26 protein-coding genes are annotated in these 22,319 nt (G+C 29.6%); 2 read left to right on the top strand and 24 right to left on the bottom strand.

Going from position 1 to position 22,319, the window contains the following annotated elements; genetic code table 11:
* The 7 genes from T434_RS0105515 to T434_RS0105485 all read right to left on the bottom strand — a co-directional run.
* On the bottom strand, positions 1–1,244 hold a 1,244-nt coding region (locus tag T434_RS0105515), incomplete at its 3' end, for a hypothetical protein (protein ID WP_026400235.1).
* Positions 1,245–1,254: 10 nt separating this feature from the next.
* A complete protein-coding gene (locus T434_RS08060; protein ID WP_281172690.1) occupies positions 1,255–1,383 on the bottom strand; it encodes a hypothetical protein in 129 nt (42 codons plus the stop codon).
* Positions 1,384–1,522: 139 nt separating this feature from the next.
* Complete coding sequence (locus T434_RS08020; protein ID WP_035358494.1) at positions 1,523–3,049, bottom strand: immunoglobulin-like domain-containing protein; 1,527 nt, start codon at positions 3,047–3,049, stop codon at positions 1,523–1,525.
* Between the two features lie 61 nt (positions 3,050–3,110).
* Positions 3,111–3,407 (bottom strand): hypothetical protein, encoded by a 297-nt coding sequence (locus T434_RS0105500; RefSeq protein ID WP_026400234.1) that lies wholly within the window; start codon positions 3,405–3,407, stop codon positions 3,111–3,113.
* An 89-nt stretch (positions 3,408–3,496) separates the two neighbouring features.
* Positions 3,497–3,916, bottom strand: coding sequence for a S24/S26 family peptidase (locus tag T434_RS0105495; RefSeq protein ID WP_162150765.1), 420 nt, complete (start codon positions 3,914–3,916; stop codon positions 3,497–3,499).
* Positions 3,913–4,191 carry a PqqD family protein gene (locus tag T434_RS0105490; RefSeq protein ID WP_162150764.1) on the bottom strand — a complete coding sequence of 93 codons (279 nt, stop codon included), beginning with the start codon at positions 4,189–4,191 and terminating at the stop codon, positions 3,913–3,915. The genes T434_RS0105495 and T434_RS0105490 overlap by 4 nt, the downstream gene beginning before the upstream one ends.
* Positions 4,192–4,200: 9 nt before the next feature.
* Positions 4,201–4,998: a hypothetical protein gene (locus tag T434_RS0105485; RefSeq protein WP_026400231.1), complete on the bottom strand. Its 798-nt coding sequence runs from the start codon at positions 4,996–4,998 to the stop codon at positions 4,201–4,203.
* Between the two features lie 168 nt (positions 4,999–5,166).
* Between T434_RS0105485 and T434_RS07165 the strand changes: the two genes are divergently transcribed.
* Complete coding sequence (locus tag T434_RS07165) at positions 5,167–5,667, top strand: thioredoxin family protein (RefSeq protein WP_245588325.1); 501 nt, start codon at positions 5,167–5,169, stop codon at positions 5,665–5,667.
* A 51-nt stretch (positions 5,668–5,718) separates the two neighbouring features.
* Here T434_RS07165 and nusG read toward each other — a convergent pair whose 3' ends face one another.
* The 13 genes from nusG to rplM all read right to left on the bottom strand — a co-directional run bounded on the left by nusG (position 5,719) and on the right by rplM (position 18,327).
* Complete coding sequence (gene nusG / locus T434_RS0105475) at positions 5,719–6,291, bottom strand: transcription termination/antitermination protein NusG (RefSeq protein ID WP_026400230.1); 573 nt, start codon at positions 6,289–6,291, stop codon at positions 5,719–5,721.
* On the bottom strand, positions 6,288–6,710 hold the full coding sequence (gene secE / locus T434_RS0105470; protein ID WP_162150763.1) for a preprotein translocase subunit SecE: 423 nt from the start codon (positions 6,708–6,710) through the stop codon (positions 6,288–6,290). Before secE ends, nusG begins: the two co-directional genes overlap by 4 nt.
* Positions 6,711–6,722: 12 nt before the next feature.
* Complete coding sequence (gene rpmG / locus T434_RS07730) at positions 6,723–6,872, bottom strand: 50S ribosomal protein L33 (RefSeq protein WP_084301110.1); 150 nt, start codon at positions 6,870–6,872, stop codon at positions 6,723–6,725.
* A 93-nt stretch (positions 6,873–6,965) separates the two neighbouring features.
* Positions 6,966–7,457, bottom strand: a complete 492-nt coding sequence (locus T434_RS0105465; protein ID WP_162150762.1) for a sigma-70 family RNA polymerase sigma factor — start codon at positions 7,455–7,457, stop codon at positions 6,966–6,968.
* Between the two features lie 16 nt (positions 7,458–7,473).
* Complete coding sequence (gene rlmB / locus T434_RS0105460; protein ID WP_026400227.1) at positions 7,474–8,166, bottom strand: 23S rRNA (guanosine(2251)-2'-O)-methyltransferase RlmB; 693 nt, start codon at positions 8,164–8,166, stop codon at positions 7,474–7,476.
* A 37-nt stretch (positions 8,167–8,203) separates the two neighbouring features.
* Entirely contained in the window at positions 8,204–10,855 is a 2,652-nt protein-coding gene (locus T434_RS07160; RefSeq protein WP_084301109.1) for an HAD-IC family P-type ATPase, read from the bottom strand.
* On the bottom strand, positions 10,833–11,225 hold the full coding sequence (locus tag T434_RS07155; RefSeq protein ID WP_162150761.1) for a Mini-ribonuclease 3: 393 nt from the start codon (positions 11,223–11,225) through the stop codon (positions 10,833–10,835). The genes T434_RS07160 and T434_RS07155 overlap by 23 nt, the downstream gene beginning before the upstream one ends.
* Positions 11,226–12,530 (bottom strand): cysteine--tRNA ligase, encoded by a 1,305-nt coding sequence (cysS, locus tag T434_RS0105445; protein WP_026400226.1) that lies wholly within the window; start codon positions 12,528–12,530, stop codon positions 11,226–11,228.
* A gap of 39 nt (positions 12,531–12,569) precedes the next feature.
* Entirely contained in the window at positions 12,570–14,387 is a 1,818-nt protein-coding gene (locus T434_RS0105440; protein ID WP_026400225.1) for a DUF2779 domain-containing protein, read from the bottom strand.
* Between the two features lie 56 nt (positions 14,388–14,443).
* Positions 14,444–16,015: a hypothetical protein gene (locus T434_RS0105435; RefSeq protein ID WP_026400224.1), complete on the bottom strand. Its 1,572-nt coding sequence runs from the start codon at positions 16,013–16,015 to the stop codon at positions 14,444–14,446.
* Complete coding sequence (gene gltX / locus T434_RS0105430) at positions 16,012–17,364, bottom strand: glutamate--tRNA ligase (protein ID WP_162150760.1); 1,353 nt, start codon at positions 17,362–17,364, stop codon at positions 16,012–16,014. The genes T434_RS0105435 and gltX overlap by 4 nt, the downstream gene beginning before the upstream one ends.
* Before the next feature lie 131 nt (positions 17,365–17,495).
* Positions 17,496–17,894, bottom strand: a complete 399-nt coding sequence (gene rpsI, locus T434_RS0105425; protein ID WP_026400222.1) for a 30S ribosomal protein S9 — start codon at positions 17,892–17,894, stop codon at positions 17,496–17,498.
* Positions 17,895–17,898: 4 nt separating this feature from the next.
* Positions 17,899–18,327 carry a 50S ribosomal protein L13 gene (gene rplM / locus T434_RS0105420; RefSeq protein WP_026400221.1) on the bottom strand — a complete coding sequence of 143 codons (429 nt, stop codon included), beginning with the start codon at positions 18,325–18,327 and terminating at the stop codon, positions 17,899–17,901.
* 237 nt (positions 18,328–18,564) lie between these two features.
* Here rplM and T434_RS0105415 point away from each other — a divergent pair, with 237 nt between their 5' ends.
* Positions 18,565–18,945, top strand: a complete 381-nt coding sequence (locus tag T434_RS0105415) for a protein-export chaperone SecB (RefSeq protein WP_026400220.1) — start codon at positions 18,565–18,567, stop codon at positions 18,943–18,945.
* Positions 18,946–19,012: 67 nt separating this feature from the next.
* Here the strand turns inward: T434_RS0105415 and T434_RS0105410 are convergent, their stop codons facing one another.
* From T434_RS0105410 to T434_RS0105395, 4 genes are all read right to left on the bottom strand, one after another.
* Entirely contained in the window at positions 19,013–19,501 is a 489-nt protein-coding gene (locus T434_RS0105410; protein WP_026400219.1) for a hypothetical protein, read from the bottom strand.
* 121 nt (positions 19,502–19,622) lie between these two features.
* Entirely contained in the window at positions 19,623–19,805 is a 183-nt protein-coding gene (locus tag T434_RS07150) for a heavy-metal-associated domain-containing protein (protein WP_035358489.1), read from the bottom strand.
* Entirely contained in the window at positions 19,802–21,934 is a 2,133-nt protein-coding gene (locus tag T434_RS07145; RefSeq protein ID WP_162150759.1) for a heavy metal translocating P-type ATPase, read from the bottom strand. Before T434_RS07145 ends, T434_RS07150 begins: the two co-directional genes overlap by 4 nt.
* The gene (locus T434_RS0105395; RefSeq protein ID WP_026400218.1) at positions 21,927–22,292 is read right to left on the bottom strand and encodes an ArsR/SmtB family transcription factor; all 366 of its coding nucleotides are present in this window, start codon (positions 22,290–22,292) and stop codon (positions 21,927–21,929) included. Before T434_RS0105395 ends, T434_RS07145 begins: the two co-directional genes overlap by 8 nt.
* Between the last annotated feature and the right edge of the window lie 27 nt (positions 22,293–22,319).

The raw sequence follows: 22,319 nt of genomic DNA, 5'->3' as shown, positions 1-22,319 counted from the left end.
CGATGAGCAAAGTCAAATTCAGCATAAGACTCTCCACCACCTTGATCTACTCTTGGTGATATAACCAGTGCATCAGAGTTAAAATTCCCTCCTTTATTCTTTGCTACTCTTTTGAAACTTATTATAAAATCACTGCTATCAACCAAATTTTTATATGAATAACTTGACACATATCCATTATCTTCAGAACCATAATTATTTGGTTGTTCGCTTACATTAAAATCAAAATGATATGCTAAAGCGCTGTTTTTTACAAAATTATTCTCACTATAAACAGTAACTAATCCATCTGTACCTTTAAAGATTGCATAACCTCTAAATGATTTATATGTACCTTCATTTAAAGAACGTAAGAATTCATGTGCTGGTGACATAGCACTAGATACTAATTTTGTAGCATTTTCAAATGTTAATACCTTAACATCAGTACTTACTAATAAACCGTATTCAACTAATTCATAACCATCTACTAAATTAACATGTCCTAAAAAACTTTGTTTGCCTTCGAAAATACCTGATACATTAAAGAGATATACAGAAGGTTTTGCTACAAAGTCTTCATCATACACAGCTTCTAAAGTAACTGGTTTTAATGCTGAAATAACATAGTTTGGATTTGTTGAAACAACTTGTCCATCTTCATCTGCCCAATAACTAAATTGTTCAGGGTTAGTTGGTGTTAATTCAACTAAATCATTATAAAGTGGTGCTTCAGGACTAATTGTTCCACCAATAACTGTAATTTCAATAACATCTTCTTTGTTTTCACGATCATATTGTGCTACTAAAACTTTTGGTGAATCTTTATGTTCTGCAAAACTATGGAATACTAATCCTGGTTTAGCAGGTTTATTTACGGGTTCTTCTGGATTTTCACCAAAGTCATAACCTAATAAATCACCGTTTGAGTCGATATAAACTGTAACGGGTTCATCAGCTTTTTCTAATACTGCAATAATTTTATTTGATTTTGAAACGACGAATTCATTTTCTTTATCATTAACGATTGAGCCATTGTGAATATAGAATAAGAATTCATACCCATCTGCTACTAAAGCATCAAGATCAATTGCTGTACTTGATCCTAGTTCGCCCCCATAAGTAACTGTGGTTGTCTCTCCTTCTCCACGAATTACTTGAACACTTACTGTTTCACTGTTATCAGCATAAGTCGCTGGTACGAGTAATACACTAAGTGTTAGTGTAAAAAATAAAGCCATTATCAATAAAGATAGTTTTTTCATTTTTGCACTCCTATTCATTGAATAGACCTGCTCCGCCACCACTTTGTGTGCCAGATACAGCTATAGAGGTTGCAAAGTTAAACTCGATTATCTCTATTTCAGGCTTTTGATAATCTTTCTTTGTTGCTTCGTCTTTCATCAATTTTTGACTCCCCTTTGTATTATATTTTATATATAATATCATATCATATTTTCACATAATCATTCAAATGATATAGTTATTGTTCCAAAATAATCATTTTTAAACAAAAAAGAGCATTTTTAGATGCTCTTTTCAATTAAAACCATAAATAATAATCAAATAAGTACATACCATCAATTAAAAGTAATACAACTGCATCATCACCATATGGGTAATCAGCTGTCCAAGTATTTGCATAAACTTTTGCTAATTCTGGATAGTATGTGCAAATTTCTAAGAATTCATTAAATGTTGTTAATTCATAATATTCAACATATGTTGATAATAATTCATGTGCTTCTAATTGAGCTAATGTTGTTAATTCAGTACTACTTACATGATATTCACTAAATCCAGTTGCAACCTTAATAACATCAACTGCATTTGTACCTAATACAAAGTAATCAAATACGAAATAAATATCACCTAATTTTGCAACGCCTACATAAACATCAATATCAGCAACATCAACATAGTAAAATTCAATTGAATCCATATCCATTTGGTCATTATACATGGACATAATCTCTTGATAACTTGTTGTTCCATAAATGTAATCTAAGTATTTTGATTCATTTTTAATGGATACGTAATCAAAACTACCAGTTAATGAATAAACGATATCTTCGATTGCATCAGTGTGTGATTGATATCCATCACTTGGATCAGGATTTCCTGGATCAACAGGTACATATGAACCATTTGAAGGTGCACCATCATATGTTGTAATTGTTAAATCATCGATTGTTAATTGTTTACGGCTGCTTTCTTCAGTGTTTGGTTTAATTTCAAATGTATACTCACCTTGAATAGGTGTTGGTAAAGTAAATGTTAATGTTTGAACTGATGAAGTTGCAACAATATCTACTACTTTAACGCCATTAATATAAACACCGTATGGAACAATTGTACTAAATGCCATTTTATGTTTAAGTGAGAATGATGTAATACCACCATCTAAAACAGCAAATAAACTGGATTGATCATCCGCTTTACCACCAAATGTTAAAGCTTTTCCATTGAGGTCAACATCGCCTCTAGCACCCGTTACAATCCATTCAATACCGTAAGCACCTTCGAATGTTGTTGATTCATAACTGCTTAATGTTAAACCGAGATTATCAAAAGTTTCAGTAAATGTTACTGAATTCAAATCGCCTGGGTCCACAGGATCAACAGGATCTGTTGGGTCTACCGGATCTACTGGATCAACAGGATCTACTGGGTCTACCGGATCTACTGGGTCTACCGGGTCCACAGGATCGATTGGATCTGCTTCTTTCTTTAAAACAGTTAAATTAAACTGCTTGTTTAACTGTTCACCATCAAGTTTTATAATGGCAGTTAATGTTACGGTTTGATCAGATTCCCCTCTTAAAACAATCGCTTCACCATCTTGAATTTTTATAACACTTGTTTTAGAAGTGAACCATTCAATAACTGCCCCATTTAATACAGTCACTAAATCAAAGTTTTTAGTCACTTGATTTTTTGAATCTCCCTCACTCAAAGTGATATCAAGTGCATCATATACGTCATGGATTGGATGGCGTGTATCAGTATTTCCACATGCTGCCAATAATCCAATAAGTAACATACTTAATACGATATAAATTTTCTTCATTTTTCTCTTCCTTTAAAAAATTATATTGTCTATATCCTATCATAAATTTATAAAAATTGAATTAAAATGATTTATTCATATATGAAAAAATACTTTCAATACTTTTTTTCTCCGCTTCATCTAAATGTGCATAAAATTTATTATCAACTTGAATAATTAAAAGTTTATCATTAGGACTTAAACCTAATCTATTTAACTCGTCAATTAATCGTTCAATGTTACCTGGATAATAGATTAATAATGCGTTATCCAAATACTTACAAAAGGCATAAGCACTCCTTTTTACAATAACTTCAATATCAGATTTTAAATATGGGTTATTAAAACCAACTTCATAAGAAACTAAAAAAACAGCCATCGTTTATCCCCCTTTAATAAAGATGTTATTTTTTTATTATTTTATCATGAACATTTTTATATAAAAAAATAAAAAAACATATGTTTTTATCACATATGTTTAAAAAATTTTAATAAAATACGTCGAATTGGTCTAAATATACGCCAAAGTTTAACTTTAAAACGATAACTTTTTATTTTTTTACCATTTGTATGATAATCAATCACCTTACCGTATATATCACTCTTTTTAATATATTCTTTTTTAAGTGCTCCATCGCCTTGGGCAATAATCAAATCTTTTTTTATTTTAATAATACGGTGTAAATATATTTGATTTTCATATTTGAATAAAATCACATCATATTTTTGATAAGTTTCTTCTTTTTTAACAATAACGATTGTTTTAGAATCATGGAAAAAAGGGACCATACTACGCCCCTTTACTTTAAGTTCAACCGTTTGATTGTTATTTAAATGTGACTCAATATATTTTATAAATTCAGTATTATTAAGTTCTATGCTTTTCAATCAAAGTGCTCCAATATACGATGTTCATCTAACTTTTCAATGAAATCTAATACATCTTTATAAGCTAATTCAACATTAATTTCATATTCATCTAAAACTGCTCTTACTAAGTCTTCTAAAGTTTTCTTTTCTTTAAGCAAACTAAATAAGAACATACCTGTTTCATTTAGTGAAATCATGCCGTGAAACTTAACAGCTTCACTACCTACTGGTACAACAATATGTTCACCAGCGACAGTTTTTAAAACATACTCATCCTTTACCCTATAAGTCATTTTTATGTTTTACTCCCCATATATAGTTTTTTTAACTTGTAAAGCCGCATTTGTAGAAAGCGATGCCTCCAAGTGATAGATTGATATATTTTTTAGTATAGCCTCAAATTTTGAAATCATCAAGTCCCATACTTTTTCTTCTTGTGGGCGAAGTGTATTTGTCATTAATTGTTTTAATGCTTCTTTATCACTTAAGCGTGTTACTTTATCTGTGATGCCTTGTTCTAAGAAAACAATTGATTTAAGCGGTAAACGTTGATTCGTATTTGTTGAATACTGTCCACTAAATGGTGCACCATATACAAAGATCCCTTCATCAGTTACTTCAACTAATGGTTTATCGTCATTAACCCATTCAACCTCATTTGGGTATAGACGTTTCCACATGCGAGCGTGTGTTGATTTACCTGTTCCAGATGGTGCAGAAAATAAAATAACGTCCCCTTTATAACTAATTGCTGAACCATGTAGAGGTAATAAACCTTTTCTTTGTGCCATTTCTAAAAACATCATTCCAGAGTAAATATATTCTGCTGTTGCAAGATCAGTAAACTGTTTAGGATCGATATAAATATCTACTTCAGTAAATGACTCATTATGTGTCATCATCGCTTTAATACTATGAACGTTTCGTGAGAAAACACGATATAGTTTATCGCTTGGTTCTTTTAAGTTTTCTTCATAATGAACATGAAGTCTATGATCAACATCTTTTCCATCATAAAGATAGTGTTCAATGTTGTCTTTAAAATATTGATCATACTTATAATTAAAATCGATTTTTATGCCTGCAATTAAGTAATTCATACACATTCACCTACTCTTATATCTCTCTTTGATTATATCAAAAAAACACTGAAAATAAAAAAGCAAGAATAAAAAAAGGACATTTTGATATGATACCTCTAAAGTAGACACAGGAAATAATATAAAGAAATATATATTATTACTGTTAATACTTGGAGGTATTTTATTTTGAGAAAAAACAAACGATTAAGTTATGAAGAAAAATCATTATTTGAAGATGAGACAGAAGCTAAAATGTATGATGTAGTACATGCGCCTACATTTGTAATATTAGATCAAAACAATAACTTTAAAAACTTTAGATTTAACGGAATTCCCGCAGGACATGAAATCAATTCATTAATTACTGCATTAATTGATAGTTCTTCTTCTAATCCATTTTTTGATGAAAAAATATTAGAAAGATTAAGTAAAATAAATAAAGATATTCATATTAAAGTATTTGTAACATTAAGTTGTCCACATTGTCCAGGTGCAGTTTCTAATGCCTTTAGACTCGCTATGACAAATAATAATATTAAAGCAGATGCATATGAAACTCAAACATTTTATGAATTATCAATGAAATACAACGTAAGTAGTGTACCTAAAATTATTATTAATGATATATATGAATTTTTAGGTAATCAACCGATTGAAGCTTTTTTAAATGCAATAGAAAAGATATAATAATAAAAACACCCTATAAAACTTGAAATTATGTTTTATAGGGTGTTTTTATTATACTTCTTTGAATTGATCGAATGAAATTTCAGTTGGCACTGCACGACCACCAAATACTTCAATTTCAACAATTAAGATTTCACGATCATGATCAACGTGTGTCACAATACCTACTTGGCCCATTAATGAACCTTGAGTAAGTTCAACTTTTTTACCAATTAAGTGGTTATAGTTAGGTTTACTAATAACGCCCATTTTTAATAGAATTGGACGAATTTCTTCTTCTAATAATGGAACTGGTTTAGTTCCACCGCCTGAAGAACCTAAAAATCCTGTAACACCTGGTGTATTACGTACAACGAACCATGGGTCTTTTTCTTTGTTGTCTTTGTTGTCTGTTAAAATCATTTCAACAAAAACATACCCTGGATACATTTGGCGTACTTTTTCTTTTTCTTTACCGTCTTTAGTTTTTTCGATTACTGTTTCTTCTGGTACTAAAACACGGAAGATATAATCTTGCATCCCTAAAGAAATAATACGATGCTCTAAGTCTTCTTTAACAGAGTTTTCTTTTCCTGAGTAAGTTTGAACAATATACCACTTTTTAGTTGGTTTTCTTTCACTCATTTAGCAATGACCTCGATAATACGAATAATAATGACATCTATCGCTGAAACAAATAATGTCACGATTAATACGAATAAAATAACACGTACTGCTTCATCTAAGAAATCTTTTAATCCTGCCCAGGAAATTTTTCTTAATTCAGGAAATGCCGGTAAGAAGAATGGATATATAACTAAACTTAATCCAAGAATTGCAATAACTAATACTGTCCAAGCAAAAATCATATCATTTGGAGATCCACCTAATACAGGGAAATCTTCAGGAATATGAATTCCTTGTACACGTCCAATAATCATAACAGCTAATGCAGCTGTAATTGTTGCTAGAATACCTAAAATTAAAGATTCACCCTTATATTCAGTAGTAAGGATTTCAACTAATTTTGATTTTTGTTCTTTTTCTTTTTTCTTAATTGCCATATCAATTAACTCCTATTTACTTTCTTTATGTATGGTGTGTTTATCGCACCTTGGACAATACTTATTTAATTCTAAACGTTCTTTAGATATTGATTTGTTTTTGGTTGTATTGTAGTTACGTGATAAACATTCACTACATACTAAGATAACCTTTTCTCTCATTTAAAAACCACTCCTTCTAAGTGGTAAGTTGCATAAACATTTTACAACAAATAAACCACATAAGTCAATCGTATTTTATTATAACATAAAATATCATTTCATCTTTGTTTTTATTCTATATATTGCATTTTTTACAGATTTTTCTGATATTTTAAGTTCTTCTGCAATTGTTGTTACAATTTTTTTCTCAATAAAATAATTATCATAAATCATTTTTTCTAAAGGAGCTAAATTTTCAGGTTCTTGAATACTATCAAAATTTTCTTCATATACCGATTCAAATAACTCAGGCTTAGGATATAAAATAAGTGATTTTGTTTTATTTTTTAAATAAACAAACCTGCGAACTAATATAAGTTCAAAATATCTTGTAAATGTTTTGTTTTTGGTATCATCAAACGTTAGCATTGCTTGGTGAAGTAAAATGACACCTTCTTGATAAAAATCATCATAATCTTTAGGTTCAATATACATCTGGTATATATTTTTCCAAATTAGGGGTGAGTACTTTTGAATCATGATTTGAAATATATCATCATCTTGTGTGTTTTTATAAAGGTAAATTAATTCATAATCATTTTTCAAAACCATCAAATCCTATCTAAATGAGTTCATAGAGTAATAACGCTGTTGCAACACTTACATTTAGAGAATTTACTTTTCCAAGCATTGGAATTGATACAAGCATATCACAATTTTTTTCTATAAGTGGGCGTAATCCAACACCTTCATTACCCATGATAATTGTAATATTACCTGATTTTGGAATATCTTTATAATTCGCTTTAGCTTTATCGGATGTTCCAACAACTGTATGGCCATATTCTTTTAGTTTTAAAATGGCTTGATGAAGGTTTGAAACAACAATCACTTTAACATATTCGATTGCTCCACTTGATGTTTTTGCAACGACACCTGATAACGGCACTTGATGTTTTTTAGACATAATAATACCATCAACTTGGGTTGCTTCAGCAGAACGCATAATAGCACCTAAATTATGTGGATCTTGAATTTCATCAAGCATTAAAAACTTTTGCGTTTTATTTTCTAAAATTACTTGATCCAACTCATAAATTTTATAATCTTTAACATCTGCTACAACACCATTATGAATACCTTGATTTGTAATGTTATTTAAAAATCCTTTATCTTTGTATTCAAAGGGTATTTTTTTATTTTCAACAAACTCAATAAATTTTCTATCTGTTGATTTTTGATCTATATAAAGTTTATATATTGGTCGACCATTTAAAATGGCTTCCTTAATGACGTTTTTACCGTAAACAATCATTATGTTTCCTCCTTAAAAAAAGCGCAAATAAGCGCTTTTATTTCATGTCTGATATGACATGAACAGTCTTTTTAGCTAATAATTTAAGCCATTTAAATAAGTTCGTAAAGATATACATCATCGGATATGATGAATATACTAAAACGATGAGTAATAAAATTTGTGGTAATTCAAGCGGTTTTGAATGTGTCACATTTTGAATACCAATAATTGGAGTATATTCTAATAACTCTGGTAATAAGAATACTGCAAGTACAGCGAAAGCCAATGTACCATAAAACATCACACCACGTTTCACATTTAATGGTTTTGAAACTGTGAATAAAACCATAAATGCTGTTGCAGTTGCACTAATACCAATTAATGATGCGATTGCTTGTTCGCCCATTGGATCTGAAATATCTAATCCCAGTGGCCCAGCTAGTGCATAAACAATTAATGCATTAATTAATACTACTAATGAACCTGGTAATGCATCTTTAACAATTTGACTTAAGAATTTACCTGAAATACGATTATTGTTGTACTCTAATGCAATCACAAACGATGGAATTGCAATAACTAAAAATTCCATAATGAGTAAGTGTGATGGTTTAAGTGGATATAATGCATCATATCCCATTAATCCACGAATAATAACTGTAATACTCAATAATATTGTGAATAATGTCTTTGTTAAATAAAGTTTAGATACTTTTTGAATGTTGTTAATAACGCGTCTTCCTTCAGAAACAACCTTAGGCATAGATGCAAAGTTTGAGTCCATCAAGACTAAGTGTGATACGTTTCTTGCAGCTTCACTACCTGATGCCATAGCAATCGATGTATCTGCTTCTTTTAAAGCTAAAATATCATTGACACCATCACCAGTCATTGCGACAACATGTCCTGATGATTTCATTGATTCAATTAATAATTTCTTTTGATGTGGTGATACACGTCCAAAAACGGTGTATTTGTTTGCAATACGAACAACTTCTTTATCAGTCATGCCTTCTAACGAAATATATTGTTCAGCATGATCAATACCGGCACGTTGACTAATACGTGAAACTGTTAATGGGTTATCTCCTGAAATAACAACGACTCTCACACCATTATCTTTAAAATATTTAATGGTTTCAGGTGCATCAACTCTGATTGTATCTTCAACCATAATTAATGCAATAGGTTTCATTTCTTGTGTTAACTCTTTACCTTCGATTGGTAAATCACTTTGAGCAATCACTAATACACGATAACCTTCATTTGCTTGTTGTTCAACATCTTTACTTACCAAATGGTAATAATCACGTAATACAAACTCAGGTGCACCTAACGCAAATGTACCATATTTTTCAAATTCAACTGCCGAATATTTTCTTTGAGATGAAAACGGAATTACACGTTTATGACGAATTCGTTTTTGATTACCAAAGCGTTCAAGTAACGCTTGGCTTGTTAAGTTTTGATCATTTAATGCATTTAAATATGCTGAAATTAATTGTTTTAATGGTAAACCTGCAATTGATTCATATTCAATTACTGATTTAACAGTCATTGTACCATCTGTAATTGTACCCGTTTTATCTAAACATAATGTATCAATACGGGCAAGCATCTCAATACAGTATAATTCTTGAACTAATGTGTTATTTTGCCCAAGTCTTACGACACCCACTGCTAATGCAACAGATGTTAATAAGAATAATCCGGATGGAATCATACCTAACATCGCACCAGCACTTTTAACAATATTAATACCTACATAGACTGTATCATTCCATTCACCTGGTGCTAGTAAATATAATGTAATACCGATTGGAATAATGATAATACCAACAGTACGAATAATAATACCTAATGACTTAAAGATATCTGATTTAGGTTTTTTGTATTTTTTAGCTTGGCTTGTTAATTTTTCAATATAAATATCTTTACCAATAGCGGTTGCTTGTGCAACGCAGTTTCCAGAAATTACATATGATCCTGAATATAATGTATCACCAGGTTTTTTAATAATTGGGTCAGATTCACCCGTTAATAATGATTCATTAACTTCAATCGTTCCTTCTCTTACTACAGCATCAACTGTAATTTGCTTCCCACCTGATAATTTAATAATTTCATCAATAACAACTTCTGAAACAGATACTTCTTGTTCAATGCCATCGCGAATAACATTTGTTGTAGGTGCTGATAGTAATGATAATTTATCAATCATCTTTTTCGCATTAATCTCTTGGATAATACCGATTGTTGTATTAATCGATGCAATAATCAATGCTGCAAGTTGTGTTAAACTTGCTCCACTCCAAATTAAGAGGGCTGATATTGCAATAATTAAAAGGTTAAAAAATGTAAATACGTTAGAAAAGATAATTGAACTAATAGATTTTGTAGAACCTTTGGTAGAAATATTTGCTAATCCGGCAAGTTGACGTTGTTCAACATCATCGCTTAAAAGACCCATAGTCACCTCTGGGTTATAACGTTCAACGACAATGTCGCCTTTAGATTTTACACGTTTTGGCGTTTTAGCTTGTTTTTCTTCTTGTTTTGTCTGAATGATACCTAATGGATCCCCACTCATTTTAAGTGGTTCTTCAACTAAAATTGTTTGAGGACCTTTTCTTTTAGGTTTCTTTTCAACAATATCATCATCTGATTCTAACAATGCTAAAAGTTCATTTTGTTGTTCTTTTGCCATCTTTTTCACCTAACTTTATAAATTCAATACCAAGTTGCATAAGATATTCACAACGATTTGTATCGTTATGCATTAAATATCCAATTAAACTTTCAAAACCGGTGGCCATTTGATACGTTAATACATCAACGTTTTTTCTTCCAAAATGTGCACTATTTCTACCTTTTTTAAAATAAGTGATTTCTTCAGCATTTAAAATATTTTCACTTAAAAAATAAGTTATGATTTTAGTTTGAGCCACACTTGAAGTATATTTAACTTTTTGTTGATGTAATTCATGAATTTTAGTTATGCCTTCGCTGATTAAATATTTTCTAACAAAAAGTTCATAATATGCATCACCTAGAAAGGCTAATGCTAATCCGTTCAATTAAATCCATCCTTTTTCACTTAAATATGATCTGAATTCATCCGCACGCTTGAAATCTTTTTGATTTCTAGCTTCTTCCCATTTAAGATACATATCTAAATCATCTCTTGTTGGAACATTTACTTTAGGTTCCACACCTAAAATGTTTAATATTTTTTCAATCATTCTAAGATATGCCAAATCTTGATTTTTATTAAGTTCTTTTACGTATTTTTCAATGAGTGTAATGACATTAGGTGTATTAATGTCATCATACATAATTTCATTAAACTCATCTTCTAAGATTTTAATATCTGTCTTAACATCAAGGCCTTTAAGTTGGAACATAAATTTCCATTTATTAAGTGTATATGATATTTTATCATATGTTTTTTGATACTGGTCCATGAGTGTATAGCTAAATTCAATTGGGTTTCGATAATGATGTGCAAAAATCATTAATCGATATGCACCAGCATCATATTTTTCAAGTAAATCTTTAACTTTAATGATATTACCTAACGATTTACTCATTTTTTCTTGACCAAAATCTAATCGACCAACATGCATCCAGTATTTTGCTAAGTGATGTCCATCATGTGCTTTAGCTTGAGCAATTTCATTTTCATGATGTGGAAATTTTAAATCAAATCCACCACCATGAATATCTAATTCATCTTGAAACAATACATGATTCATGACAGCACATTCAGTATGCCATCCGGGTCTACCTTTACCCCATGGTGTATCAAACTTAATACCTTCTTCTGTAAATTTCCAAAGTGCAAAATCTGCATTATCAATTTTATCGTCTTCATTTTCAATTCGAACATTACTTCTTAAATCTTCAATTTTTTGACCTGATAAAATACCGTAATCATCAATTTTTGAAACACTAAAATAAATACCAGAATTAGTAACATATGCATAACCCATTTCAATAAGTTCACCTATATATGTGATCATTTCTTCAATGTAGTTTGTTGCATAAGGTGTAATATCCGGTTTTAAACTACCAATTTTTTCACTTATTCTAAAAAATTCGTTCGCATATTTCGTTGCAATTTCTTTTTCTGTACGGTTTGATTCTTTAGCTTTATTGATAATTTTATCATCAACATCGGTAATATTTGATGCATATATAACATCATAACCTAAGCTTATTAAATAACGCTTTAACATATCAAAAAAGACAACAGGTCTACCATTACCAATATGGATATCATCATAGACTGTTGGACCACATACATACATATTCACTCTATTTTCGTGAATGGGTTGAAATGGCTCTTTTCTTTTTGTTAAAGAATTATAAATTTTTAGCATATATATTTATACCTCTTTTATTTATTATACTTTAAATACCTATAATTTTAAACTATTTAATGATAAAGTTTCCTTTAATTGTCGTAATATTTTCACCATTGCTAATGTATCTTGGTGACAATATGCGATTAAAGCGTTTTTGTAGCGATTTTCATCTTCTTTTGACATATGGCTTAGTAAATCATAATAAATGTACGCTTGAACGCCATTTTTAATTAAAAGATTGTCATAGGTTAAATTAGGTTCAAAAATTGGTAATACTTTTTTAATTGAAAATGATCCATTGAGTTTTTCATGATAATAATTAATTCCTTTATTTTCATCTAATCCCCAAGATTCATAAATTGGATGTTTATATCCTCTAAAAATATACGATAAATCATACACTCTTGGTAATAATCTTTCAATTTTTTCTTTAAATTCAGGATATAGTTCACTAAAATTTTTTAAAACATTTTTCTCAAATGAATCTTGCCATGCAATGATATGACCTTTATCTTGAATTTGGCTTAATAAAGTCTTAATAAGGTCATATCTATCATCAAAATCAGGTCTTGCTAAGAAATGATGGCTTTCTAAAGTGCCATTTTCATATTCTATATGTAAATTATATAAAAAGACAGATTGACTATATGGGTTTTCACCTTTAAATTTAGGTAGTGGTCGTGGAAAACTTTCAAAATCTAAATGATATAGTGGATACTCTAAATGTTTAATAATATCCTTCATTCTTGATTCATTCATATACGTTTGATGTGTTTTAACTGTTTCATATTGAATACGTTGATTTTGATATTTTAAGTAATCATATGGTACATCTAACATATGATACTTACCCTCTTTAATGAAATCTTCAACATGCAATGTACCATTAGGGCCTTTAAATCCATGTTGTTTTAGTAAATATGTCAATATGGAATTATCTTTTGGAAAATCTTTATAACATTTATCATGATATGGACATTGTTTTGTTTTAGAATTTGGACATAATTCTTTAGAATCTTTATAGTGTTTGTTTTCAATTCGATCAATTACAACTTCAACATCTTTTATTACTTTTTCTAAAAGCATTTCTGTTAAATCTGTAACATCAAATAATGAAATAATAAACTCATCATTTTTTATATCTTTTAAATAGTCTGGTTCATTTGCTTTATAGACACCATCAAAAATATATTGATCGTTTAATACAGCTAACATATAACGTTTTTTCTTATCTTTATTAAATACATCATTAATAATCCAACGTTGATAGGTTAAATCATATAAATATTGACCAACACTATTTTCTCTGTTTAATATTTTTCCGATTGTTTTTTCATAATTTTCATTTATTGAATTTCCAAAAGCTTTTTGAGTTTGATAAATACCCTCATGATTTTTTATAAATATAGGTAATTCATTTTTTTCACTTTTAAATTTTAAATCTAAAAATTTTTTACTTGTTGTACCTTTTGTTTCAACAATATGTTCAATGGATTTTAATGGTTGATAATGATCTAAAAAAGCATAAAAATGATATCCTTTATATTCTTTAATTACTTTAATTTGATCATATGTATTTTCTCCACTGAATACTTTTTCTTTAAAAAGATATTCTAAATAAGCTTTTGTTAAAGCTTCTTCTTTCTTAAAATAGACATTCATCATATCCATATATAAGTCATCAAAGATTTCTATAGGTTCTTCTTCACTATCATTAACTAATGTTAAAATGGCGTTTTTTCTTTCTTCTTCGATTAGAGTATTCACTTCATTTAATTTATTATTCTTTTTTAAATCCTCTTGATAATAATAGAAAAATCTTGGACAATTTAAACCTTGTATAAATTTTGTTTTGGAGATATTTTTAATCATAGATATCACCTCGTTTTTCTTATTATAATATAAAAAAGGTGTGAATGGCTCACACCTTAATTTATTAAATTCAAAATAAATGGTGATAAGATAAATTCATTAATGTTTTCAACAACTTCAAATTTTGAAATGTCAAACGGTGTGCCTTCAACCATAATACTTGTTGAATTTGTCACTTTGACATTTGCATAAAGTTGAGACCATGAATAACTATAAACAGATACAACTATTAAGTTTTGTGGCCCATTAGCTGTTGTAACATTTAATGTACCTGATGCTAATAAACGGATACTTGATTTATTTGCATACCCAGATAATAAACCTACATTTAATTGACGAACAGGTAAATCAGTTAACACATCAACATTTCCAAAGAAATAGAAATCACTTGCGTTTGCTTTTGATTGGTGACCAATTAAACCCCCAATATAAATGATATCTTTGTTTGATATTTCTGTTTCTGGATATGTATTATAGTTAAATGATAAATCTGCATTTGAAACAACTTCTGAAATATTTGTATCTGAACGATAAGCTCCAAAAATTGATCCAGCATAATATAATCCTGAACCGTTTGATTTTTTATCTTGTTTAACTTCAAGATTGATTTCTGTATCTAAAACAGCAAGTTTTGAAATACCTTTACCTTTATCTTGTTCAATTAAACCAGCAACACCACCAACGTAAGTACCCGCAGTTGAAACATCAGATCCACCATATGTACCGTTTACGCTATTTTGTGTAACGTTAAGTTTTGAATCTTTAATAACAATATTTGAAATCTTACCTTGTAAACTTCCACCAAGCAAACCAACATAAAGGTTACGATTTGTAACTGTTTGGTTTAGGTTGTGAGAAATTGTAACTGATGAATTTGTAATTTCAATATTTGAAATTTCAAAATCATTATTACTTACCTTTGATACTAATAATCCAACATAGTGATGTCCTGTATATTGACGATCAGCATTGTTAATATGGACATTATCTAATTTTAGATTTGTAATTTTTGATTTAGATGCATATCCGAAAATTGATAGATATGGTTTATATGTATCAGCACTTTCTTTGATGTTGATATTTTTTATTGTAAAACCATTACCATCAAATGAACCATTAAATGGTGTACCAGCAGAGAATAATGGTTGGATTGACGCATTTTCAAAGTCTAAGTCATTCATTAATTTATAATGTTTCTTAGCTTCCATCTCTTTAAATTCTTCAACTGTTGTAATAGAAATTGGATCTTCTTCTGTGTCACCAATCGCTAATGTTTTTATTGTTTCATCACTATGATATAACTCATAAGATGAACCATTTAATGTACCGATAATAGAAATCTTATATGATGTTTCTCGATTTAATTCAGTAAATTCAACTAATTTAATTTGAGATTTTGCGATTTCAACATCTATTGATACTGTATGTTCACCGCTTGATAAAGTGATTTTGAAATTACGATTATCAAGTTCTTCACTTGGATCTTTGACTTCAACTCTAAAACTTGCTGATTGTGTTTTAGGTGTGATGTTAGAAATCACAGCACGTGCATTAGATGTGATAACTGTATCACATGCCGCTAATACAATGAGCAATAAAAATGTTACTACCCCTATAATTTTTTTCATACCGTTTGCTCCTTCATAACCTTGATGGTTTCATTTAATCTTTTTGTAATTACATCTTTGCCTAATAATAGCATTGACACAGGGAGACTTGGACCATGTGCTTCACCTGTTGTTGCAATGCGGATCGGCATAAATAATGCCTTCCCTTTAATACCTAACTCTTTACCCAGATCTTTAATTAAACTTTCAATTTCTGTTGCATCATCAAATGATAAACTTTGAATTTTTGTAAGTAATGTTTCAACTAAATTCATTGTTTGCATACGATCAAATTGATTTAATTCTTGTTTAGCTTCTTCACTAATTTCAAATTCATCTCTGAAGAATGTATGATAGTATTCAACAATTTGTGCACCATAATCAAGACGATCTCTTAATACAGAAATTAAATTTGTTAACCATACATCATTTTTAATTTCTATATTTGCATCTTTTAAGAATGGTATTAAAAATGTTTTCATTGTTGCATCATCAAGTTTCTTTAAGTATTGTGAGTTAATAAATGCTAACTTTTGACGGTCAAAGTAACTTGGTGCTTTTGATAAACGATGTTCATCAAATACTTCAATTAATTCATCATGAGAAAGAATTTCTTTATCTGGAGCAAATCCTAAAAGTGCTAGGAAATTAATCATTGCTTCAGGTAAATAACCTAATCTTTCATAATCACCAATAAATTGTAGTGTTGATGTATCACGTTTAGATAATTTTTTCTTTTGCTCATTTACAATAATTGTCATATGACCAAATTCTGGATAATCCCAACCAAATGCATCATAAACCATTAATTGTTTTGGAGTATTTGTAATATGTTCTTCCCCACGGAATACGTGTGTAATTTCCATAAAGTGATCATCAATAACAACCGCGAAATTATATGTTGGAATACCATTTTCTTTTAAGATAATCCAGTCTTCAATTTCTTTAGATTGAAATTCAAGTTTGCCACGAATTAAATCGTTAAATGTATATACCATATTTTCAGGTACTTTAAAACGAACAGCAAATTTGTCTGATCCTTCTTTATATTCTTTATATGCTAATCCCATATCAAGTAATTTTTGTGCATATTCTTGATATAAGTCTAATCTTTTTAATTGATGATATGGGCCATACTGTCCACCAATATCTGGACCTTCATCCCAACTCATACCAAGCCATTTTAAATATTTTAATTGGCTTTCTTCCCCACCCGGTACGTTTCTTGCAGTATCAGTGTCTTCAATACGGATAATAAAATCTCCACCATGATGGCGAGCAAATAAATAGTTAAATAATGCAGTTCTTGCATTTCCGATATGTAATAATCCGGTTGGTGACGGTGCGTATCTAGCTCTTACCTTTTTCATTTTAATACCTCGTTTCGCAAGTATAATTATATGTTATTTATAGTAAATAAACAAGTTTATTTAATTCATATACATAATATTTGTTTAAAAATGAAAAAAAGAAGCATAAGCTTCTTTTTAAAATCCACAAATTATCTCTTAGAGAATTGAGGAGCTCTACGTGCTTTCTTAAGACCGTATTTTTTACGTTCTTTAGTACGTGAATCACGTGTTACTAAACCAGCAGGTTTTAATGTCTTACGTAAATCAGCGTTAACTTCTAATAAAGCTCTTGTAATACCTAAACGGATTGCTCCAGCTTGACCAGTTAATCCACCACCACGTACGTTAGCAACAACATCAAACTTACCTTCGTTTTCAGTAAGTGCTAATGGTTGTAATACGTCTAAACGTACAGCAGCACTTGGTAGGTATTCTTCAAATGTTCTACCATTGATTGTGATATTTCCATTACCTGGAGTTAAGATTACACGGGCAACAGATGACTTTCTGCGTCCGGTACCGAAGTATTGCACTAGTTCTTTAGCCATCTATTTACACCTCTAATCTTTCTGGTTTTTGTGCTTGGTGCTTATGTTCAGGACCAGCATATACAAATAATTTCTTTAATTGAGCCGCACCTAAAGATGTTCTTGGAATCATACCTTTAACTGCTTTTTCAACTAATGAAGTTGGGAATTTTTCTAATTGTTCTTTTGCAGTTCTAACATATAAACCGCCTGGATATCCTGAGTGGCGATAGTATTTTTTGCCATCCCATTTTTTACCAGTTAAAACAATTTTGTCTGCATTAATAACGATCACATAATCACCTGTGTCTACATGTGGAGTGTAGCTTGGTTTATGTTTTCCGCGTAATACAGCAGCAACCTTAGTTGCAAGACGACCTAAAGTTTGACCTTCAGCATCGACAACATACCATTTTCTTTCAATGGTTGATTCATTTGCCATAAATGTTTTCATATTTTGAATTCTCTCCTTATATTTTCTCACATAAGGGCTTTCGTGGAAATTTTTTTGTGTTTAAAATGTACCGTTAAGTATATTATAATAAACAACCTAAAAAGTCAATAGAAATACGATAAAATAATTTTAATTATAGATATATCTATAGCTTCTTTCATCTTTTCCGTTAATTATCAAAAAATAATCACTTTACTATGGTAAAATAAAGATAACCCGTAAGGAGGTTTTGTTGATATGAGAGTAATAAATACAGTAATCCATGTTAAAAGAGCATCTTTAGTCAACCATATGCTAAAAGGTAATTTTCAAATGTTTCCAATATATACTAAAAACATCGAAAAAAATGATGACAACAACTACACTCTAACACTTAATTTTTCTGTGTTAAATACGAAAGAGCAACCATTTCCAATTGATCTTACAGTAAGTGTTGCAGGTGTATTCACATTTGAACCAGGAACACCTGAAAATGCAATTGAAGATTTTTTACAAATTCCAGCTGTACAAATTATTTATCCACATTTGCGCAGTTTGGTTTCAAGTTTAACTGCAAGTTCTTATATTCAACCAATTTTATTACCATTAGTTGATGCAAGAGTTTTCCAAAGTGTTTAATGAAAAATGAGTTGTATTGAACAACTCATTTTTTTGCTTTATTAAGCGATTTTAGATGGTATTATAATTAATCCTCGCTTGATGCTTCTTTTTCTTTTATACTGTTTTCAATCATTTTTCGCATTTCAATTAAATGTTGCTTAATATTCATAACAAGATATATCATATATGCATTTGGAATAAGAATCACAAGTGAAAGAATAAATTGTTCAATGTCAATAAATGTAAAATCATGAATTTGTTGTAAGCCTTTTAATAAAATACCACTTGAGACTAACATAAGAAAAATTATACTTAAAACCGAAGTTAAAATTTTTAAGATTGAATATGATAGTTCTTTTTCTTCATTACGTTTAATTTTATGGGCATTACTTAATGTAACGATACCTAAACTTAAAGACATTAACATTGGTATTTCAGCTAATGCTTGTAGATATTCATTATGAATAATGTCTGTTAGATTAATCGCTACCAATCCTATAATATTTATGATAAATAGTAATGTAACATTCACGATACTTATCATGAACAATATATCTCTTTTCTTTTGATCCATCAATTACTCCTTTCATTATATAGTCTTGTTACACTTTCATTTTAACACATAAATTATAACTTTTTTTATATTTTATTTTTAATAAAAAAAAGAACTTGCAAAAAATTGCAAGTTCTTTTACTTATTCTTCGGGTGTATATCCAGCATCTTTAATTGCTGAAATTGCTTTATCATAGTCCTTATCTTGAATAGATACGACTTTGTCAACATGACTTACTGTACCAACAACACCTTTTGACAGTAATGATTTTTGAATGGTTGCTGCGCAGTGTGCACATGTCATATCATTTACTTTAATTTTCATGATTTCACTTCCTTTTTAATTTTGGATTTAAATAAATTTAAGCTTAACGCATTTATAACAACTGCTATACTACTAAATCCCATACCAATACCTGCTAGTGTTGGATTTAAAAATCCTAAAGCTGCTAAAGGTATCATACATACATTATACAAGAATGCCCATAAAAAGTTTAAGTATATATTTTTAAGGGTCGCTTTAGAAAGATCAATTGCATCAATCACTAAATCTAAATTAGGTTGCATGAGCGTTACATCACTACTGTCTAATGCAATATCGTGCCCAGAATGAACAGATATACCCACATCAGCCATTTTTAATGCTGGTGCATCATTAATTCCGTCTCCTATAAATGCAACCACATTTCCTTCTTTTTGGACTTTATTTACAATTAAAGCTTTCTCATGTGGTAATACATCTGCATAAACTGTATGAATACCAACTAATCCTGCAATATACTCTGCTGTAGTTTTGTTATCACCGGTCACCATAATTGGTTGTATTTTTCTTTCTTTTAAGATGTCAATTAATGTTTTTGCATCTTCTTTTAATGTATCTGATACCGTAATTAGATTAACAACTTTTCCATCATAAACGGTATAAAAAATAGTCTTACCTTCTTTAATATAAGGGGTTTCATCAAATGTTGGATCAACATTTAATTCATTAACTAACTTTTTACTTCCAACATAAACTAACTTACCATCGATATTACCTTTTATACCAAGACCTAATAAAGTTTCAAAATTCTTAACTTCTAATAACTCACCTTGATATTGAGATGTAATTGATTTGGCGATTGGGTGATTTGAATGATACTCGAGTGAAGCAGTATATTTAAGCGTTTCTTTATCACCTAAAAAATCAATCATTTCTGGCTTTCCATGAGTTAGAGTTCCGGTTTTATCAAATAAAATGGCATTAATCTTATGAGCAACTTCGAAAAATTCTCCACCCTTATACATAATACCTTTTTTAAATGCTATACCACTTGCAACACTCACACTTGTAGGAGTTGCTAGCCCTAAAGCACATGGACACGAAATCACTAACACAGCAATTGCGGCACTAAATGCTTCATCAATTGGTTTACTTATAAGTAAATACGTTAGTAAGGTAATTATACTAATAACTATCACACTTGGTACAAAGAATTGTGCAATTTTATCTGCAACTCTTTGAGCTTTTGGTTTAATTAATGATGTATTTTCAACAGTTTCAATGATTTTTGCTAGTACTGTATCTTGATAACCTTTAGTAACTAAAACTTCAATCGTATCAAGAATATTTAATGTTGAACCAATGACAGAGTTTTTTTCATTTTTTAATACCGGCATTGGTTCACCTGTAATCATGGATTCATCAACATATGTCATACCCTTTGAAACAATACCATCAAGAGGTACTTTTTCATTTGATAAAACGATAATCGTATCACCAACTTTAACATCTTCAATTGGTTTTACAACAAATGTATTATCTACTTTTACTTTAGCAGTTTTAGAACTTAATGATACTAATTGTTGTAGTGCATCACTTGTTTTTTCTTTAACGCGATTTTCAAATGCATTTCCTAGAAGAACCATAAAGATAATGACTGCTGTTGTTTCAAAATATAAGTGATGTGCATTCGATGTAAGTGTTAAATATATACTATAAATATATGCACTTAATGTTCCTATAACAACAAGTGTATCCATTGTAGTATTTTTATATTTAAGTTGATGAAATGTAGAAACAAAAAATCTTCTACCACTTATAAACAATACTGGTGTTGTAATTATCCATTGAAAATACCCACTAAGTAAAATATTTGGCATTGGTACATTAATACCAAAGTGATAAAACATCGTATATAAAAGTGGTAATGAAAAAACAAATGCAATCAACAAATCGATTCTATCTTTTAATTTTGCTTTTTTTTGATCTAAATTATCAATGAGTGGATAATATCCAATCTTTAATAGTTCATCATGAATAAATTCATCCTCTAATGGTTGATCATTTTCTATAATTACTTTTTTACTTGGAACTAGTACTTTTACATCAATATCTAACGCTTTAAAATGAGATTCAATTGTCTTTGCACATTGAGCACATGTAATGTTGCTAACTTTCACAGTTTTACGCATGATTTTCTCCTTTAATGAATTGATGCACATCATCTAATAATTTAACAATATATGGATTACTTACTTTATAATAAACCATCTTGCCTTCTTTTTTTTCTTTAACCATATGATATTTTTTGAGTAGTTTCATTTGATGTGAGATGCCGCTTTTAGTAACACCTACGACATGTGCTAAATCACATACGCATAAAAATTCAGATTCAATCGCTTTTAAAATTTTTACACGTGTAAAATCACTTAATACTTTAAATAAATTCGAAATTAAATGAATTTCATCATTTGAAATTAACTTTTCTTCAACTTTTTTAATTGTATCTAAATGAAATACTGTACAATTGCATGATTTACCACAATTCATAAAATCACCTCTTTATCAGTTGAGCAA

Origin of the sequence: Acholeplasma equifetale ATCC 29724, from assembly GCF_000687735.1 — a bacterium.
Classification (GTDB): domain Bacteria; phylum Bacillota_I; class Bacilli_A; order Acholeplasmatales; family Acholeplasmataceae; genus Acholeplasma; species Acholeplasma equifetale.
This window is presented reverse-complemented; position numbering and strand designations above follow the sequence as displayed.

Coding starts and splice junctions, on each gene's coding strand:
- T434_RS08060 (WP_281172690.1), bottom strand. CDS start 1,383: ATGAAAGACGAAGCAACAAAGAAAGATTATCAAAAGCCTGAAATAGAG.
- T434_RS08020 (WP_035358494.1), bottom strand. CDS start 3,049: ATGAAGAAAATTTATATCGTATTAAGTATGTTACTTATTGGATTATTG.
- T434_RS0105500 (WP_026400234.1), bottom strand. CDS start 3,407: ATGGCTGTTTTTTTAGTTTCTTATGAAGTTGGTTTTAATAACCCATAT.
- T434_RS0105490 (WP_162150764.1), bottom strand. CDS start 4,191: ATGACTTATAGGGTAAAGGATGAGTATGTTTTAAAAACTGTCGCTGGT.
- T434_RS0105485 (WP_026400231.1), bottom strand. CDS start 4,998: ATGAATTACTTAATTGCAGGCATAAAAATCGATTTTAATTATAAGTAT.
- nusG (WP_026400230.1), bottom strand. CDS start 6,291: ATGAGTGAAAGAAAACCAACTAAAAAGTGGTATATTGTTCAAACTTAC.
- secE (WP_162150763.1), bottom strand. CDS start 6,710: ATGGCAATTAAGAAAAAAGAAAAAGAACAAAAATCAAAATTAGTTGAA.
- rpmG (WP_084301110.1), bottom strand. CDS start 6,872: ATGAGAGAAAAGGTTATCTTAGTATGTAGTGAATGTTTATCACGTAAC.
- rlmB (WP_026400227.1), bottom strand. CDS start 8,166: ATGATTGTTTACGGTAAAAACGTCATTAAGGAAGCCATTTTAAATGGT.
- T434_RS07160 (WP_084301109.1), bottom strand. CDS start 10,855: ATGGCAAAAGAACAACAAAATGAACTTTTAGCATTGTTAGAATCAGAT.
- cysS (WP_026400226.1), bottom strand. CDS start 12,530: ATGCTAAAAATTTATAATTCTTTAACAAAAAGAAAAGAGCCATTTCAA.
- T434_RS0105440 (WP_026400225.1), bottom strand. CDS start 14,387: ATGATTAAAAATATCTCCAAAACAAAATTTATACAAGGTTTAAATTGT.
- T434_RS0105435 (WP_026400224.1), bottom strand. CDS start 16,015: ATGAAAAAAATTATAGGGGTAGTAACATTTTTATTGCTCATTGTATTA.
- gltX (WP_162150760.1), bottom strand. CDS start 17,364: ATGAAAAAGGTAAGAGCTAGATACGCACCGTCACCAACCGGATTATTA.
- rpsI (WP_026400222.1), bottom strand. CDS start 17,894: ATGGCTAAAGAACTAGTGCAATACTTCGGTACCGGACGCAGAAAGTCA.
- rplM (WP_026400221.1), bottom strand. CDS start 18,327: ATGAAAACATTTATGGCAAATGAATCAACCATTGAAAGAAAATGGTAT.
- T434_RS0105415 (WP_026400220.1), top strand. CDS start 18,565: ATGAGAGTAATAAATACAGTAATCCATGTTAAAAGAGCATCTTTAGTC.
- T434_RS0105410 (WP_026400219.1), bottom strand. CDS start 19,501: ATGGATCAAAAGAAAAGAGATATATTGTTCATGATAAGTATCGTGAAT.
- T434_RS07150 (WP_035358489.1), bottom strand. CDS start 19,805: ATGAAAATTAAAGTAAATGATATGACATGTGCACACTGCGCAGCAACC.
- T434_RS07145 (WP_162150759.1), bottom strand. CDS start 21,934: ATGCGTAAAACTGTGAAAGTTAGCAACATTACATGTGCTCAATGTGCA.
- T434_RS0105395 (WP_026400218.1), bottom strand. CDS start 22,292: ATGAATTGTGGTAAATCATGCAATTGTACAGTATTTCATTTAGATACA.